This window comes from Streptomyces sp. NPDC055140 (assembly GCF_053607285.1).
Genome location: NZ_JBSGTG010000016.1, coordinates 158,689 through 173,238, shown reverse-complemented (window position 1 = coordinate 173,238; position 14,550 = coordinate 158,689). Strand labels below are relative to the sequence as shown.

Sequence of the window (14,550 nt, the reverse complement as noted above, 5' to 3'; positions counted from 1 at the left end):
CGGGCGATGACGACGCGTCTTCCGCAGTCCGCGCTGACCAGCGGAGTCATTTTCCACCTCGTCGGTCTGGCGGCGGACTCCGCGGATCCGCTGGAGTGGCAGGTGCTGCGCTACCGGCGCATGCAGGGAGTGGAGTACACCCGCTCGCCCTGGAGCTGGCCGCTGCAGCCGGCCGCGGCTCAACTCGACTATCTGGCCCACACGTTCACCGAGGAGTTCTTCTCGACCTGCCCGCCGTCCGCCCGCACCCTGTGGAGTCGGGTGGCGGGGCATCGGACCGTGCCCGAGTTCATGAACGACCTGGCGATGCTCCTGCGGATGGCGTGCCGCGAACCCGAGGCGACGTACGAGGAGATCCCGCTCGCCCGCTGGGAGCTGGAGGTGAGATTTCCGCGGCTGCTCGGCCTCGACGCGGCCTTCACCGACGACGAGGACCCGATTCTGTCGGCGACAGAGAGCGAACACCCCTACTGCGCCGAGCATGTGCCGGAACTGATCGCCCAGGTGACACAGGCACTCGCCCTCTGCCGGGACTCGGAGGCGTTCGCCGGGCAATTGCGCGCGCACTGCGGCTCCGCGGGCCCCGAGGTACTGGCCGAAGTGGCGGACCGCGCATACGCCCACATGGCGCACGAGCACCGGAACGGCCCGCTCCTCACGCCACCCGCGTAGCCCCCGCAAAGGGCATCTGGTCGATCGGGGCGATGCGGACCGGGGCGCTCGGGTTCGGGGCGTGGATCATTTTGCCGTTGCCGATATAGAGGCCCACGTGGCTGATGCCCGAGTAGAAGAACACCAGGTCCCCCGGCTGCAGTTGGGAGCGCGGGATGTGCGGGCCCGCGTTGATCTGGGAGTACGTGGTGCGCGGCAGGGAGATACCCGCGGAGCGGTACGCGGCCTGGGTGAGGCCGGAGCAGTCGAAGGCGTTCGGGCCCGTGGCGCCCCACACATAAGGGCTGCCGAGGGCGTTGTAGGCGTAGGCGATGGCCGCCGCCGTGCGGGAGTCCGGGGCCTTGGGCAGGGCGCCGGACGGCATGTCCCGGGAGGAGTCCGAGCGGGAGGCGCGGTCGGCCGCGCCGGTGTCGCCGGCGCCCGCTCCGACGCCGGTGCGCTCGGCCGCCGGAAGCTGGTCGAGCAGACGCTTCGCCTCGGCCAGCTTCCCGGTGACCGCCTTCTTCTGCTTCTTCAGTTCTCCCTGCCGCTTCCGCAGCTCGGTGAGCCGGCCGTCCGCCTCGGCGCGCAGCTGGTCGATCTGTCGCAGCTCCCGCTGCACGCGCCCCACCGCGGAGGCCTGCCGGGTGCCGAGCCGGTCGGCGAGCGCCGCGTTGTCGAGGTACCGGGCGGGGTCGGAGGACAGGACGAGCTGGACCGCCGGGTCGAGGGCGCCGGTGCGGTACTGCGCGGCGGCGGCCGACCCGAGCGCCTCACGCTGGGTGTTGAGCCGGTCCGTCCTGCGGGCCGCCTCGTCACGCAGGGAGCCGAGCTTCTTCTCGGCCTTGTCCGCCTTCTCCTTGGCGCCGTTGTACTTCTCGGTGGCCTTCTCGGCCTCCTGGTAGAGCTGGTCGACCTTCGCCTTCACCTGACTCGGGGTGAGCCGGGGGTCCGCGTGCGCCGCGCCGTCCAGGGCGGTGGCGGTCGCCGCGGAGGCGAGAGCGAGGGTCGCCGCGGTGCGGGCCGTGGGGCCGGTGAGCGAGCGCTGTCGGGGCTTGCGGTGCGCTGCCGACACGAGGGGCACGTCCTTCCGGTACGTACTGCTTACGCGTCCGGCGGCGGCCCGCACGGGGGGAGCGGGCCGCCGCCGGACCTTTCTCGGCGGTAGGTGCCCGACTACCGCCCCTGAGCGGGGCGGCGGTGGGGAGCCGGTCACCTGAGGAAGGACGCTAAACCTGACCGTCACGGGTTGGTGACGGATTGTCCGCAACTGGCCCTTGTGTTCCGCGTGTGACCGTATGTGACCGGCGGGGGATCGGTGCGGGCCGGTTCATGGAGGCAGTGAGGCCCCGGCTAGGCTCGCCGGTCATGGACGTACTCATCCACCTCTTCGTCGGCCTGCACATCATCGGCATCGCCTCGCTCCTCGGCGGGTTCCTCACCCAGATGAAGGCGATGGGCAAGGGAACGGCCCGGTTCGTCCCGGCGATGCTGCACGGTGCGCTGACCATGCTGGTCACGGGTGTCGTCCTGGTGGGCCTGAATCAGGCGGACGACAACACCGTCAACAACATCAAGATCGGCGTGAAGCTCGCGCTGCTGATCGTGATCCTCGGCCTCGTGTACGTGAAGCGGGACGACGAGAAGGTGGACAAGGGCCTGTTCGGCCTCGTCGGCCTGCTGACCACCGCGAACATCTTCATTGCGGTCCTCTGGACCTGAGTCAGGCGGGTGTTCGGGACCTGAACGTCCCGAACAGGGCGGCGAGCCACGCGGCCACCGCGATCCACACCAGTACCTGCCCCGGCCCCCTGAGCCAGGGCACATCGGCGGCGGCGCCCACGGACAGTGCCGCCGCCGCTGTCATTCCCATCGGGAAGACCGTCGACCAGCGCCGCACGTCGTAGCGCGGCCGAGGCCACCGCACCTCCGCCAGCGCCAGCACCACGTACCAGGCCCCATCGAGCGCGAGCAGCAGGAAGCTCATGGTGCGCAGGACGTCCGTGTCGTCCTGGTTCCACAGGCCCGTCGCGACGAGCTTCGACGCGGCGAGGGCGGAGATGGCGAGCGCGCCGCCCGCGACCCACTGGTCCCCGGCGCCGGAGGCCACCTCGCGCAGGTCGAAGTGGAGCAGCGCGAGGCAGTACAGGACGACCCCGCCCCAGAAGAGCACCATCCCGGTGTACGCGAGCCAGTGCGCGCCGACCGCGGGCGCGAGCGTCGCCGCCAGGACGACGAGGCCCTGCGTCGCGACACAGCCGAGGAACACGCCCCCCGGCATCCGCGGCTTCCAGCGCCGTACGACGTTGATGAGGAGCACCGGCCAGACGAGCGCGGCCAGGGCGAGGAGCGCCTCGGCCAGGGTCTGCCAGCCGAACATGGAGATCCGGGTGCCGAGGACGGTCGTCGCCGCGACCGCGGTGAGCGCGGGCGGGGTGTCGGCCTCGGACTGCCAGCGGTCGCGCTCCCGCACCAGCCGGTTCGCGAAGTCCGCCGCGAGGACCAGCCAGAGGGCGGCGGCGAGCACCAGCATGATGCCGGACAGCACCGAGTGACCGGTCAGGTTCAGGCCGACCGAGATGATGCCGGTGGCCATGACGGCGGCGCCGGCGGCCGGCGGGAGCTGGGACCACGTGGGTCCGGTACCTGGGGTTGTGTTCGGGCCGCGCACCGCCCGAACGTAACCCCACGACGGCGGTCAGGCCGGGCGCACCACGCTGTGGATCGGCATGTAGTAGATCGACTCGACGCGGACGTTCGCACCCGGCTTCGGGGCGTGGATCATCTTGCCGTCGCCGATGTAGATGCCGACGTGGCTGATGTCGTCGTAGAAGAAGACCAGGTCACCGGGCTGGGCGTTGGCCGTGGTGACGGTCGTGCCGACCTTGACCTGGTCCCAGGTCGTGCGCGGCAGCGAGATGCCGGCCGCCTTCCACGCGGCCTGCGTGAGGCCCGAGCAGTCGTACGAGTCCGGGCCGGTGGCGCCCCACACGTACGGCTTGCCCATCTGGGACTCGGCGAAGGCGATGACCTTCGCGGCCTTGGCGGCGTAGCCACTGCCGGTGCTGCCGGAGCCCGTACCCGTGCCGGAACCGCTGCCCGTGCCCGGGTTCTCCTTCTGGCGTGCCTCCTCCGCCGCCTTGCGCTTGGCCTCCGCCTCGGCCTGCTGACGCGCCAGCTCCTCCGCCTTCTTCCTGGCGGTCTCCTGCTTCTTCTTCTCGATCGCCGCGAGGCGCGCCTTCTCCTCGGCGGTCAGCTTCGACAGGAGTTCGCGGGCGTCGCCGAGCTTCTGCTGGACGTCCCTCTTCGTGCTCCTGAGCGTGGCCTGCGAAGTGGTCAGCGTCTCCAGGCTCTTGGCCGCCTCGGTGCGCTTCTTCGTGGTGGTGGCCTGCTCGGTCTGGTAGTCGTCGACGGCCTTCTTCTGGCGGCTCGTGAGCCGGCTCATCAGCTGGTCCTGGTCGAAGTAGTCCTGCGCGTCGTCGGCGAGGAGCAGCGTCGCGGTGTCGGAGACGGCGCCCGTGCGGTACTGGGCGGCGGCGAAAGTGCCGAGCTCCTGGCGGGCCTTGTTGAGCTTTTCGGTGCGCTGCGCGACGTCGTCGAGCAGGTCCCCGACGCGCTTCTGCTGCTTGGTGGTGCGCTCCTTGGCCGCGTTGTACTTCTCCGTGGCGACGCCCGCCTGGTGGTAGAGGGTGTCGACCTTCTTCTGGACCTCTTCCATGCTCGGCTTCGGCGGCGCGGAGGGGGCGGCGGTCGCGCTCTGCGAGAGCAGGGCTATGGAGGTGAGGGCCGCCGTGGTGATTCCGACGACGGGGGCCGTGCGGGGACCGGCTGTCCTGCTGCGCGGCTTGCGGTGCGACGCCAAGGGGCGCGTCTCCTTCCCATGACCGCCTACCGGGTTAGCTGTCGGGTTCGGGCGGAGATGCGGAAGGCTGCCCTACGGCCGCGCCCTGACGGGTCGTCGGCCGATTCACCCCAAAGGTCGTGGGTCCCCGGTTCCATGCCTCTCGGCGTACTGAACTCAGCGGGGGCGACCCGTTCGCGGCGCGGTTGCCGGCGGGGGGACGGGCGGCCCGCGGAGCACGCTAGCCAACTCGTGTGGCTGCTGTGAAGGTTGATGTTCGATATGCCCGATACATTTTCGTGACCTTCGGCAATCTTGTTCGCGACCTCCGGTAATCAGCACGGAGGGTGATTACCGCACTACGAGAGGTGGCCGGGCCCGCGAAGTCGGGGGGAAGTTTCCGGGGCGGCCGTGGGTGTCAGTGGGGCGGCCTAGACTCGTATAGCGATGAGCAGCCTCTTTGACGACAGCTTCCTGGCGGACCTCACGGCTTCGAAGGCCAGTGAGGAGCATGCCCCGCCGCCGCCCGAGGACGACACGGCTCCGGAGCACGTTCCGGACGACCTGTTCGACGGGAAGTTCGACGCGCCCCCGGCCAGGGACGCGTACTACCGGGACGGCGCCCCACGCCCGGCGCTCGACCCGGCGGCGCTCCTCGACGGGCTGAACGAGAACCAGAAGGCGGCCGTCGTCCACGGCGGCTCCCCGCTGCTCATCGTGGCGGGCGCGGGTTCCGGCAAGACCCGCGTGCTCACGCACCGCATCGCGTACCTCCTCGCCGAGCGCGGTGTGCACCCCGGCCAGATCCTCGCGATCACGTTCACGAACAAGGCCGCGGGCGAGATGAAGGAGCGCGTCGAGTCCCTCGTGGGCCCGCGGGCGAACGCGATGTGGGTGTCGACGTTCCACAGCGCCTGCGTCCGTATCCTGCGCCGGGAGTCGAAGAGGCTCGGCTTCACGTCGTCGTTCTCGATCTACGACGCCGCCGACTCCAAGCGCCTCATGGCCCTGGTCTGCCGCGACCTCGACCTGGACCCGAAGAAGTTCCCGCCGAAGTCCTTCAGCGCCAAGATCTCGAACCTGAAGAACGAGCTCATCGACGAGGAGGACTTCGCAGCTCAGGCCGCCGACGGCTTCGAGAAGACCCTCGCCCAGGCCTACGCGATGTACCAGTCCCGCCTCCGCGAGGCGAACGCGCTGGACTTCGACGACCTGATCATGACGACGGTAAACCTCCTGCGCGCCTTCCCGGACGTCGCCGAGCACTACCACCGCCGCTTCCGCCACGTCCTGGTCGACGAGTACCAGGACACGAACCACGCGCAGTACGCGCTGGTCAGGGAGCTGGTGGGGTCGACCGACAGTGGCCGCGCGGAGGACGAGCCGCCGCGTGAAGGCGACCTGCCGCCGGCCGAGCTGTGCGTCGTGGGTGACGCCGACCAGTCGATCTACGCGTTCCGCGGAGCCACCATCCGCAACATCCTCCAGTTCGAGGAGGACTACACCGACGCGACCACGATCCTGCTCGAGCAGAACTACCGCTCGACGCAGACCATCCTCTCCGCGGCCAACGCGGTCATCGAGCGCAACGAATCCCGCCGCCCCAAGAATCTGTGGACGAACGCGGGCGCGGGCGCGCAGATCGCCGGCTACGTCGCGGACACCGAGCACGACGAGGCGCAGTTCGTCGCCGACGAGATCGACCGGCTCACGGACGCGCGCGACGCGAAGGCCGGCGACGTCGCCGTCTTCTACCGGACGAACGCGCAGTCCCGTGTCTTCGAAGAGATCTTCATCCGCGTCGGCCTGCCCTACAAGGTCGTCGGCGGAGTCCGCTTCTACGAGCGCAAGGAGGTCAGGGACGTCCTGGCCTATCTGCGAGTGCTCGCCAACCCCGAGGACTCCGTCCCCCTGCGCCGCATTCTCAACGTGCCGAAGCGAGGTATCGGCGACCGAGCCGAGGCGATGATCGACGCGCTCTCCCAGCGCGAGAAGATCTCCTTCCCGCAGGCGCTGCGCCGCGTCGACGAGGCGTACGGCATGGCGGCCCGCTCGACGAACGCGGTGAAGCGGTTCAACACGCTGATGGAGGACCTCCGCACGATCGTCGAGTCGGGCGCGGGCCCGGCGACGGTCCTGGAGGCCGTGCTCGAACGGACCGGCTATCTCGCCGAGTTGCAGTCGTCGACGGACCCGCAGGACGAGACCCGCATCGAGAACCTTCAGGAACTCGCGGCCGTGGCACTGGAGTTCGAGCAGGAGAGCGCGACGGCGGACGGCGCGACCGAGGGTGAGGGCGAGGCGAGCGTCGGTACGCTCTCCGGGTTCCTGGAGCGGGTCGCGCTCGTCGCCGACTCCGACCAGATCCCGGACGAGGAGGACGACGGCTCCGGCGTCATCACGCTGATGACGCTGCACACCGCCAAGGGCCTTGAGTTCCCGGTCGTCTTCCTGACCGGCATGGAGGACGGCGTCTTCCCGCACATGCGCTCCCTCGGTCAGGTCAAGGAGCTGGAGGAGGAGCGCCGGCTCGCCTACGTCGGCATCACGCGCGCGCGTGAGCGCCTGTATCTGACGCGCTCCACGCTGCGCAGCGCCTGGGGTCAGCCCTCGTACAACCCGCCGTCGCGCTTCCTGGAGGAGATCCCGGACGCGCATCTGGAGTGGAAGCGGACCGGGGCCATGGCGCCCGTCAAGTCGGCGGGACCGACGAGCGGCATCGCCGCGTCCCTCTCGTCGTCGCGCTCGCGCTCGACACCGGCGTTCGCCACACGCCGGGCGACGGAGAAGCCCGTCGTCGCGCTCTCGGTGGGAGACCGGGTCACGCACGACCAGTTCGGCCTCGGCACGGTCGTCGGCGTCCAGGGCACGGGGTCGAACGCGGAGGCGACGGTCGACTTCGGCGAGCCCAAGCCGAAGCGCCTGCTGCTGCGGTACGCGCCGGTGGAGAAGCTGTAGGGAAGGCCGCTGCCGGGAGGCTCGGCCCTACGTCGGGTCGAGTCCGTGGCTGCGGAGCCACGGGAGCGGGTCGACGGCCGAGCCGCCGCCGGGACGCACCTCGAAGTGCAGGTGCGGACCGGTGGAGTTGCCGGAGTTCCCGGAGTGCGCGATGAGGTCACCGGCCTTGACCGGTCCGCTCATCACGGTGTGGCTGGAGAGGTGGCAGTACCAGGTCTCCGTGCCGTCCTTCGCCGTCAGGATCGTCATGTTCCCGTACGCGCTGTTCCACTGCGTACGGACGGTGCCGTCGGTCGCGGCCATCACCGGGGTGCCGTACGAGACGGGGAAGTCGATGCCGGTGTGCACGGACATCCAGTTAATGCCGGCCTGCCCGTAGTACGCGCTCAGTCCGCGCTGCGTGACCGGGAGGACGAACTTGGGCCGCAGGCGCTCCTTGCGCGCCGCTTCCTCCGCCGCCTGCTTCCGCTCGGCCTGCTGCTTGGTCCTGAGGTCGATACGTTCCTGGGTGCGGCTCGCCCGGTCGGCGAAGTCGCCCGCGTCCGCGGACAGGTCCGCGAGCTGGGTGTCGAGCTTGTTGTTGGCGACGGAGGGCTTCACGGCGGTCGCGTCGGGCGCGGAGGCCACCGTCGTGTCCTTGCTGTCGTCGCCGCCGAGCCCGCCGACGGAGGCCGCGGCGACTCCCGCGACGCCCATCACGCACACCGAGGGCACCGCGACCGTGAGCAGCGCGGAGCGCTTGGCGGGGGAGCGGCGGCGGGAGCGTGCGCGCTGGGCCGGCGTGACCGGGGCGGGCCGCTCGTCGCGGGCGACGATTTCCTCGACGTCGTCGAGCCCGTCGCTGTAGCTGTCGTGGCGACTGTCGTCGTGGCTCAACTCCGGCTCGGGGACATCGTGTTGGCCGTAGTCGTGCCGGGCGTCGGGGGCGCTGTCGTCACCTTCGGCGCCCGCGGAGTTCCACGCGGTGGCGTCGTACGCGCCGGTGTCGAAGACCGGCGCTTCGAAGGTCTGCGTCGCGAAGGACTGGGCCTCAAAGGCCTGTGTCTCAAAGGCCTGTGTCTCAAAGGCCTGTGTCTCATAGGCCTGCGCGTCGAACGCCTGGGTCTCGAAGGCCGCCGGTGCCTGGAAGGTCTGCGTGGCGAACGCGTCCTGCGTGGTGAATCCCTGCGCCTGCGCCCCGAAGGTGTTCGCGTCCCACTGCCCGGTCTGGTCCGCCCACGCGCTGTTGTCCCACTGGCCGGAATGCTCCGGTCCGGACTGGGCCGGAATACCGCCGAGTTGCTCGTGAGCGGCGGTCCCCCAGACAGCGGTGGTGTCGTAGCTGCCGGTGCCGTACGCGGCGGCGTGCTGCTGCGCCGTGTACGGGTCGTGCTGCTGGGGTTCCTGCGTCGTCAGCGTCTGGTGCGCGCCGGTCGACCACTGACTGTTGTCGTACGCGCCGGTGTTCTGCGCGCCGGGCAGGTCGCCGAAGAGGGGGTCGGTCGCGAAACCGCCGGTGGCGTAGCCGTCGTAGCCGGTGTGGCCGCCGTACTGGGCGCTCTGCTGGTCATATGCAGCGTAGGGCGCGTAGTCGGCGTCCTGAGCAGGGGCCGGGGTGGTCTGAGTCCCCGACGGGTGACGGTCGTTCACCAACTTCTCTTTCGCCTCGACAACAGGGGCTGCCAGAGCAGTGCGGTGACTGTACCCGGCGGTATGCGGGCACGACAATCTTCAGCAGGTTTCCCGCTCGCAGGAAACGGGCATTCGGCTGTCTTTCGGCGGACTGTGGGCAGAGCTTTGGCTCTGCGTTCGAGAATCGTTCGACGTTTGGTCAGTTCGGGGACCGTTCCGGGGGCAGGTTCAGGCCGCAGTCAGGCGACCGTCAGGCCGTTCACCGCGTCGGTGGTGCGCGCTTCTTCCGCCTCCTCGGCGTCCAGTGCCTGTCGGATACCGGCGGCGACCGCCGGGTGGACGGGGAGCGCGAGGTGTCCGACGCCCGTGACGCGGACGTTCTGCGCGATCAGGTCGGGGTGGTCGATGCAGGCCGTCTCCAGCGGAACCATGATCTGGTCGAGGTCGCTCCAGAAGCTCACGAAGTGGGTGCGGCAGCCGGGGGCGGGTCGCGACAGCTCCTCGATGACGGTCGAGCCGGGCCGCATCTGCCGGACGATCGGGTGCGCGTCCATCAGCGGCGCGACCGTGGTCCCGCTGTGCGGGGTGCCGAGCGACACGAGGGTACGTACGCGCAGATCGCCGCCCAGGCGCTGCACGTAGTAACGGGCGATGAGGCCGCCGAGGCTGTGCCCCACGATGTCCACGCGGTCGTGGCCCGTGCGTTCGCAGATCTCCTCGACGTGGCGGGCGAGCAGCGCGGCGGCGGTGCGGATGTCGTAGGTCAGCGGCGAGTAGTTGAGTGACTCCACGTGGGTCCGGCCGTGCTGGGCGAGCGAGCGGCGCAGCAGGACGAAGACGGAGCGGTTGTCGATGAAGCCGTGCAGGAGAAGCACCGGCGGCTTGCTCTCGGCGGCCGGCAGGCGGGCGCTGCACGTGTCGTGGGTGTCGTCGGTGCTGTGAGCGTTTCGGGTGCCAGGACCGGGCAGGGTGGCGCTCTCCGTCAGGTACGAGGCCTCGTCGCCCCCCTCGGCCATGTCCTCCGGGGTGGGGACGTAACGAAGCGGAGCGAGCGCGGGGGCGGTCCTGCGCTCCTGGATGATGCCGGACGGGTACAGGAGGAGGTGCCCGGCGAGAATCGCGACCTCGAGAGCGGTCGCCTTCAGCACAGAGACGGAGACTCCGGCCAGTCTGGCGGGGAACACCAGCCTGGCGGGGATCAGCTGACAGAGCGGGCGAAAAGGCAGGATGCTCGTGACCTTCATGGCCGACCTCCCGTCGGCACCCGGGAAAACGGCTCTGTCTCCCGTGTGCCCTCATGGGAAGCATGCGCCGAGGTGGCCGACGATGCGCGTCGTACGCGGGCAGTGATCAATTGATGCCCGTGCGTGACGGTCGCGGTGCGTCACGAAATCCCCGTACGTACCGCCCCGCCGATGCGCGCCGTGCCGCCCGCCGCGCGGCCGGCGGCGGTGTGGTGCGGCTGTCTCTTTGCGGCTCCCCTTGCGCCAGTGGCCCCCGTATGCGGCTTCTGAGCCGCCTGCGGCGGCTGTGGCGCGCAGCGAACGTGTCCCATCGTGTGATTTCCCCCTCGCTCCGCACCGCGAAACGGCCGGTTGCGGGATGCTGTCGATAACGTTCGTTCACTTCCCGGGTACGCATCAGGTCAGGTATCGGGTAGAAGTCGCTTCATGGAGGCAGTGATGGGTGTGGCAGCCGGTCCGATCCGCGTGGTGGTCGCCAAGCCGGGGCTCGACGGTCACGATCGCGGGGCCAAGGTGATCGCGCGGGCGCTGCGCGACGCCGGTATGGAGGTCATCTACACCGGCCTGCACCAGACGCCGGAGCAGATCGTCGACACGGCGATCCAGGAGGACGCCGACGCGATCGGTCTCTCGATTCTCTCCGGGGCGCACAACACGCTCTTCGCGCGCGTCATCGAGCTCCTCGTGGAGCGCGACGCCGCGGACATCAAGGTGTTCGGCGGCGGGATCATCCCCGAGGCGGACATCGCTCCGCTCAAGGAGAAGGGCGTCGCGGAGATCTTCACCCCGGGCGCGACGACGGCGTCGATCGTGGACTGGGTCAACGCGAACGTCCGCCAGCCTGCCGGGGCTTGATCCCTCCGATCCCTCCTGGGTGAGGGCGCAGGGGTGCCGGTTCGGTGCGTGGGTCGTGCTCCGCCCGAACCGGACAGTTCCCCTGCTCTCCCTCACCGGGTACCTCCAGCGCTTACGCCTCTCTCAACTCGTCCCGCATCGCCCGCCGCAGGCGCAATGTGCTGACCAGGCGCTGGAACGCTTCCGACCAGTAGCCGCCGGCTCCGGGGGCCGCGTCCTCCGGTTCGTCCGGGGTGGCGGTGAGGCCGTCGAGGCGGGACGCCTCCGCGGGATCCAGGCAGCGTTCGGCCAGGCCCATGACGCCGCTGAAGCTCCAGGGGTAACTGCCCGCGTCCCGCGCGATGTTCAGCGCGTCGACCACGGCCCGCCCGAGTGGCTCGGCCCACGGCTGGGCGCAGACCCCGAGCAACTGGAACGCCTCGGACAGGCCGTGCGTCGCGATGAACCCCGCCACCCACTCGGCGCGTTCGCCGTCGGGCAGCGTGCCGAGGAGCTTCGCCCGTTCGGACAGGGATGCGGCGCCGGGGCCTCCGGCATCCGGTGACGCGGGCGCGCCCAGGAGCGCGCACGACCATACGGCGTCCCGCTGGCGCACCGCGGCCCGGCACCACGCGGCGTGCAGTTCGCCCTGCCAGTCGTCGGCCACCGGAAGCGCGACGATCTCTTCCGGAGTGCGGCCTCCGAGACGCGCGGTCCAGCCGTCGAGCGGTGTCGCCTCGACCAACTGGCCCAGCCACCACGACCGTTCACCCCGGCCTGTCGGCGGCTTGGCGACGACGCCGTCGCGCTCCATGCCCGCGTCGCACTCGTGCGGCGCCTCGACGGTGATCGTCGCCACGCCCTGGGTGCGGTCGACGGCGACGCAGGAGGCGGCGCGCGACGCCATCCGGGCCGCGAGCGCCGAGCCGGGGAGCGCCGAGAGCAGCTCCGCGGCGGTGGCTCTGACGTTCCGGCTGCGGTCGGACAACGCCTTTTCCAGGAACGGCTCGTCGGTGTCGGTAAGCCCTGACCGCAGCGAGTCGAGGAACATCAGCCGGTCCTCGGCCCGCTCGGCGGACCAGGTGGTGGCGAGCAGCTCGCGTGCCGCTGCTGGGCTGTGCGCACGTACCGCTGCCAGGAGCGAGACCCGTTCGGCGAACAGGCCCTCGTCCCAGAGGCGTTGTACGTCGGCCGCATCCCCGGGCGCCGGGAGCGCTGTGCCGCCGCCGGGGGTGGAGCGCAGCGCGAACTTCCAGTCCGGGTTCAGCCGGGCCAGCCACCGCGCGCGCGGGCCGGCGAACGTGAGGGCCTGCGGCCGCAGATCCGTGCGCCCGCGGGCCGCGTCGAGGAGTGCGGGGAGGAGATCCGGAGGCGCCGCGTACCCCTGTTCGTTGGCCCCGGCCAGCCACTGGGGCAGCAGCTCCATCAGGTCGGGGGCCGTTCCGCGGCGGCCGCCTCCGGCGCCGGGGCGGTCGGTGAGCAGCATCGCGAGTCTGCGTCGCGCGGGGGCCGGGAGCGGGGGTCGCGGATCGTCCGCCGCCCGTGCCGGGGGCGCGGCAGCGGGCGCGGGCCGCAGCCCGGCCCGCCGTCGCACGGTCTGTACGGCGGCTGCGTCGAGCAGCGCGGTGGGTGCGTCGGCGCCGGTCGAGTGGCCTGGTGGCGTCCGCCGGTCTGTTCCGAGCAGGGCCACGGTGACCAGCTCTTCCCATGGGTCGCCGATGGCGGTGGTGCTGGTGCTGGTGCTGGTGCTGGTGCTCGTGGCCGTGGCGTCGGCGGTCGAAGGTCCGTTCATGTCGCTCCTCTCCATGGAAGGGGTCCGCCTGGTTGTCTCCGTCGTCTTTGTCGTCCGGCTCGTCAGCACAGCGTCACCGCTTCTCCCGGGCCTTCGGGCCAGGCCGTGAGAGGAGTGAAGCCTCGGTGGCCGCATTCGCCGAAGACGGTGACCGGGGCTCCGCCGGACAGCGCGGCCAGCCGCCACAGCCCGGGACCCGACGCCGCCTTCGGAGTGATCGGGACCGCCAGTCGTTCCGGAGCCGGTGGCGCCAGATCCGGTCGCTCCAAGTCACCCTCTGAGTCCGCCAGTTGCCAGCCGCCGCTTGCCTCGTCCGGGGTCGGTATGACCCGGCTCAGCGTCACCGGCCAGGACTCCAGCCAGGGGTCGCGGCCCAGCGCGTCCCCGTACCGCGCCGCCGCCTCCGCCACGCCTGCCCCCTTGGGCCGTACGGGACTTGGGGCGGGCGCCGTGAACTGTTCGCCGAGGTCGGCGCGGAGCTGACCGTCTCCCGCGTAGGCGGAGAGCTCGGCGTCCAGTGCAAGGCCGACCGGCAGCGAGAGCGCCGGGGCGCGGCCCGCCGCCCCGTAGGAAAGGAGGAGCGCCGTGTGGCCGGACTCCGTCCCGTGCAGCCATATCCGGCGTGTGGTGAGCCGGCTGTCGGCCGTGTCGTACTGCGCCAGGACCAGCCATCGATCCCGGGTGGGCCGCCCGTCCGCCGATGACGGCAGTCCGATGCGGGAGCGGACCGTCGCCGCGAGACCGGCGGGGAGCAGGTCGCGGCGCAGCCAGCCGCTGTCGAGGAGGTGCAGCAGCGCGCATTCCTCCAGGAGCCGCACCGGCCAGCCGGGACCGGACGCGGGTATCGATCCCAACTCCCTTACCCGCGCGGCCAGTCCGGGCGCCTGCGCGTCCACCATGCGGGCCGCGGTCTCCTCCCACATCCCGTAACCGGCCTGCTCGACTGAGGCGAGGCCGCCGCGCAGCAGGTCCGCGAGCCGCCGCTCCAGCTCGCTCGCGCCCGCCGTGACCCGCTCGGCGCGCCGCTCGGCCCTGCGGCGCGCGGCCTCGGGATCAGCGGTGGCGCCCCCGGCCGTATCCGTCTCCCGCTTGGTCTGCGCCCGCTTCCTGCGCCCTTCGGCCCACTGCTCCGCCCAGTCCGGAAGCGTCTGCGCGTCCGGCACCGAGCCGTCCGCCCCCGCCCACAGCAGGAGCAGTCCGAGCGCGTGCTTGCACGGGAACTTACGGCTCGGACAACTGCACTTGTAGGCCGGGCCCGCCGCGTCCGCAACATCCACGACCGTCTGATACGGCTTGCTGCCACTGCCCTTGCAGAGCCCCCACACCATCCCCTCGCCCGAACTTCCCGCCTCCGACCACGGCCCGGCGACGCCGAGTTTGCTTCCCGCCTTGCGTGACGGGGCGTCAGGCGCCAGTGCCAGCACCTGGTCCGCCGTCCAGCGCACCCCCTGCTGAGTCATGTTCTCGAAGGTAGGTCCCGCCACTGACAATCGCCGGTGGCGCGGGTGTTTGTGCAGGTCAGAGGCGTGCGACCGGTGATTGTCAGTGGCGTGGTGCACGGTGGAGTCACATCCCGGCCGAGTGCTCGGGATGTGCCGGACGTGCCGGCCGAGCCCGGC

The 14,550-nt window shown here is 70.9% G+C and carries 11 protein-coding genes and 1 riboswitch; of the genes, 4 read left to right on the top strand and 7 right to left on the bottom strand.

Annotated features, from left to right (window positions below; genetic code table 11):
* Positions 1–6: 6 nt before the first annotated feature.
* A complete protein-coding gene (locus ACWFR4_RS28030) occupies positions 7–672 on the top strand; it encodes a hypothetical protein (RefSeq protein ID WP_453655112.1) in 666 nt (221 codons plus the stop codon).
* On the opposite strand, the gene ACWFR4_RS28025 is transcribed toward ACWFR4_RS28030, so the two are convergent.
* Positions 656–1,726, bottom strand: a complete 1,071-nt coding sequence (locus ACWFR4_RS28025; protein ID WP_453468339.1) for an NlpC/P60 family protein — start codon at positions 1,724–1,726, stop codon at positions 656–658. The genes ACWFR4_RS28030 and ACWFR4_RS28025 overlap by 17 nt on opposite strands.
* A gap of 293 nt (positions 1,727–2,019) precedes the next feature.
* Here ACWFR4_RS28025 and ACWFR4_RS28020 point away from each other — a divergent pair, with 293 nt between their 5' ends.
* Entirely contained in the window at positions 2,020–2,373 is a 354-nt protein-coding gene (locus ACWFR4_RS28020) for a hypothetical protein (protein WP_116510905.1), read from the top strand.
* A 1-nt stretch (position 2,374) separates the two neighbouring features.
* On the opposite strand, the gene ACWFR4_RS28015 is transcribed toward ACWFR4_RS28020, so the two are convergent.
* Together ACWFR4_RS28015 and ACWFR4_RS28010 are read right to left on the bottom strand one after the other, a co-directional pair.
* Positions 2,375–3,322, bottom strand: coding sequence for a tellurite resistance/C4-dicarboxylate transporter family protein (locus ACWFR4_RS28015; protein ID WP_453463388.1), 948 nt, complete (start codon positions 3,320–3,322; stop codon positions 2,375–2,377).
* 27 nt (positions 3,323–3,349) lie between these two features.
* Positions 3,350–4,513, bottom strand: a complete 1,164-nt coding sequence (locus ACWFR4_RS28010) for an NlpC/P60 family protein (protein WP_453463391.1) — start codon at positions 4,511–4,513, stop codon at positions 3,350–3,352.
* Between the two features lie 8 nt (positions 4,514–4,521).
* Positions 4,522–4,671, bottom strand: a riboswitch (cyclic di-AMP (ydaO/yuaA leader).
* 268 nt (positions 4,672–4,939) lie between these two features.
* On the opposite strand from ACWFR4_RS28010, the gene pcrA reads away from it, so the two are divergent.
* Positions 4,940–7,450, top strand: a complete 2,511-nt coding sequence (pcrA, locus tag ACWFR4_RS28005; RefSeq protein ID WP_453655110.1) for a DNA helicase PcrA — start codon at positions 4,940–4,942, stop codon at positions 7,448–7,450.
* A 27-nt stretch (positions 7,451–7,477) separates the two neighbouring features.
* Here pcrA and ACWFR4_RS28000 read toward each other — a convergent pair whose 3' ends face one another.
* Together ACWFR4_RS28000 and ACWFR4_RS27995 are read right to left on the bottom strand one after the other, a co-directional pair.
* The gene (locus ACWFR4_RS28000; RefSeq protein WP_453655108.1) at positions 7,478–9,079 is read right to left on the bottom strand and encodes a M23 family metallopeptidase; all 1,602 of its coding nucleotides are present in this window, start codon (positions 9,077–9,079) and stop codon (positions 7,478–7,480) included.
* Between the two features lie 221 nt (positions 9,080–9,300).
* Complete coding sequence (locus tag ACWFR4_RS27995; protein ID WP_453463399.1) at positions 9,301–10,305, bottom strand: lipase family alpha/beta hydrolase; 1,005 nt, start codon at positions 10,303–10,305, stop codon at positions 9,301–9,303.
* Positions 10,306–10,743: 438 nt separating this feature from the next.
* Between ACWFR4_RS27995 and ACWFR4_RS27990 the strand changes: the two genes are divergently transcribed.
* A complete protein-coding gene (locus ACWFR4_RS27990; protein ID WP_100594811.1) occupies positions 10,744–11,160 on the top strand; it encodes a cobalamin B12-binding domain-containing protein in 417 nt (138 codons plus the stop codon).
* A gap of 112 nt (positions 11,161–11,272) precedes the next feature.
* On the opposite strand, the gene ACWFR4_RS27985 is transcribed toward ACWFR4_RS27990, so the two are convergent.
* Positions 11,273–12,931 (bottom strand): DUF5691 domain-containing protein, encoded by a 1,659-nt coding sequence (locus ACWFR4_RS27985; protein ID WP_453655106.1) that lies wholly within the window; start codon positions 12,929–12,931, stop codon positions 11,273–11,275.
* 62 nt (positions 12,932–12,993) lie between these two features.
* On the bottom strand, positions 12,994–14,391 hold the full coding sequence (locus ACWFR4_RS27980) for an SWIM zinc finger family protein (RefSeq protein ID WP_453655104.1): 1,398 nt from the start codon (positions 14,389–14,391) through the stop codon (positions 12,994–12,996).
* Positions 14,392–14,550 lie beyond the last annotated feature (159 nt).

Bases quoted from the DNA above. Each gene is read 5' to 3' on its own strand.
- ACWFR4_RS28030 (WP_453655112.1), top strand. From the start codon at position 7: ATGACGACGCGTCTTCCGCAGTCCGCGCTGACCAGCGGAGTCATTTTC.
- ACWFR4_RS27985 (WP_453655106.1), bottom strand. From the start codon at position 12,931: ATGAACGGACCTTCGACCGCCGACGCCACGGCCACGAGCACCAGCACC.
- ACWFR4_RS27995 (WP_453463399.1), bottom strand. From the start codon at position 10,305: ATGAAGGTCACGAGCATCCTGCCTTTTCGCCCGCTCTGTCAGCTGATC.
- ACWFR4_RS28020 (WP_116510905.1), top strand. From the start codon at position 2,020: ATGGACGTACTCATCCACCTCTTCGTCGGCCTGCACATCATCGGCATC.
- pcrA (WP_453655110.1), top strand. From the start codon at position 4,940: ATGAGCAGCCTCTTTGACGACAGCTTCCTGGCGGACCTCACGGCTTCG.
- ACWFR4_RS27990 (WP_100594811.1), top strand. From the start codon at position 10,744: ATGGGTGTGGCAGCCGGTCCGATCCGCGTGGTGGTCGCCAAGCCGGGG.
- ACWFR4_RS27980 (WP_453655104.1), bottom strand. From the start codon at position 14,391: ATGACTCAGCAGGGGGTGCGCTGGACGGCGGACCAGGTGCTGGCACTG.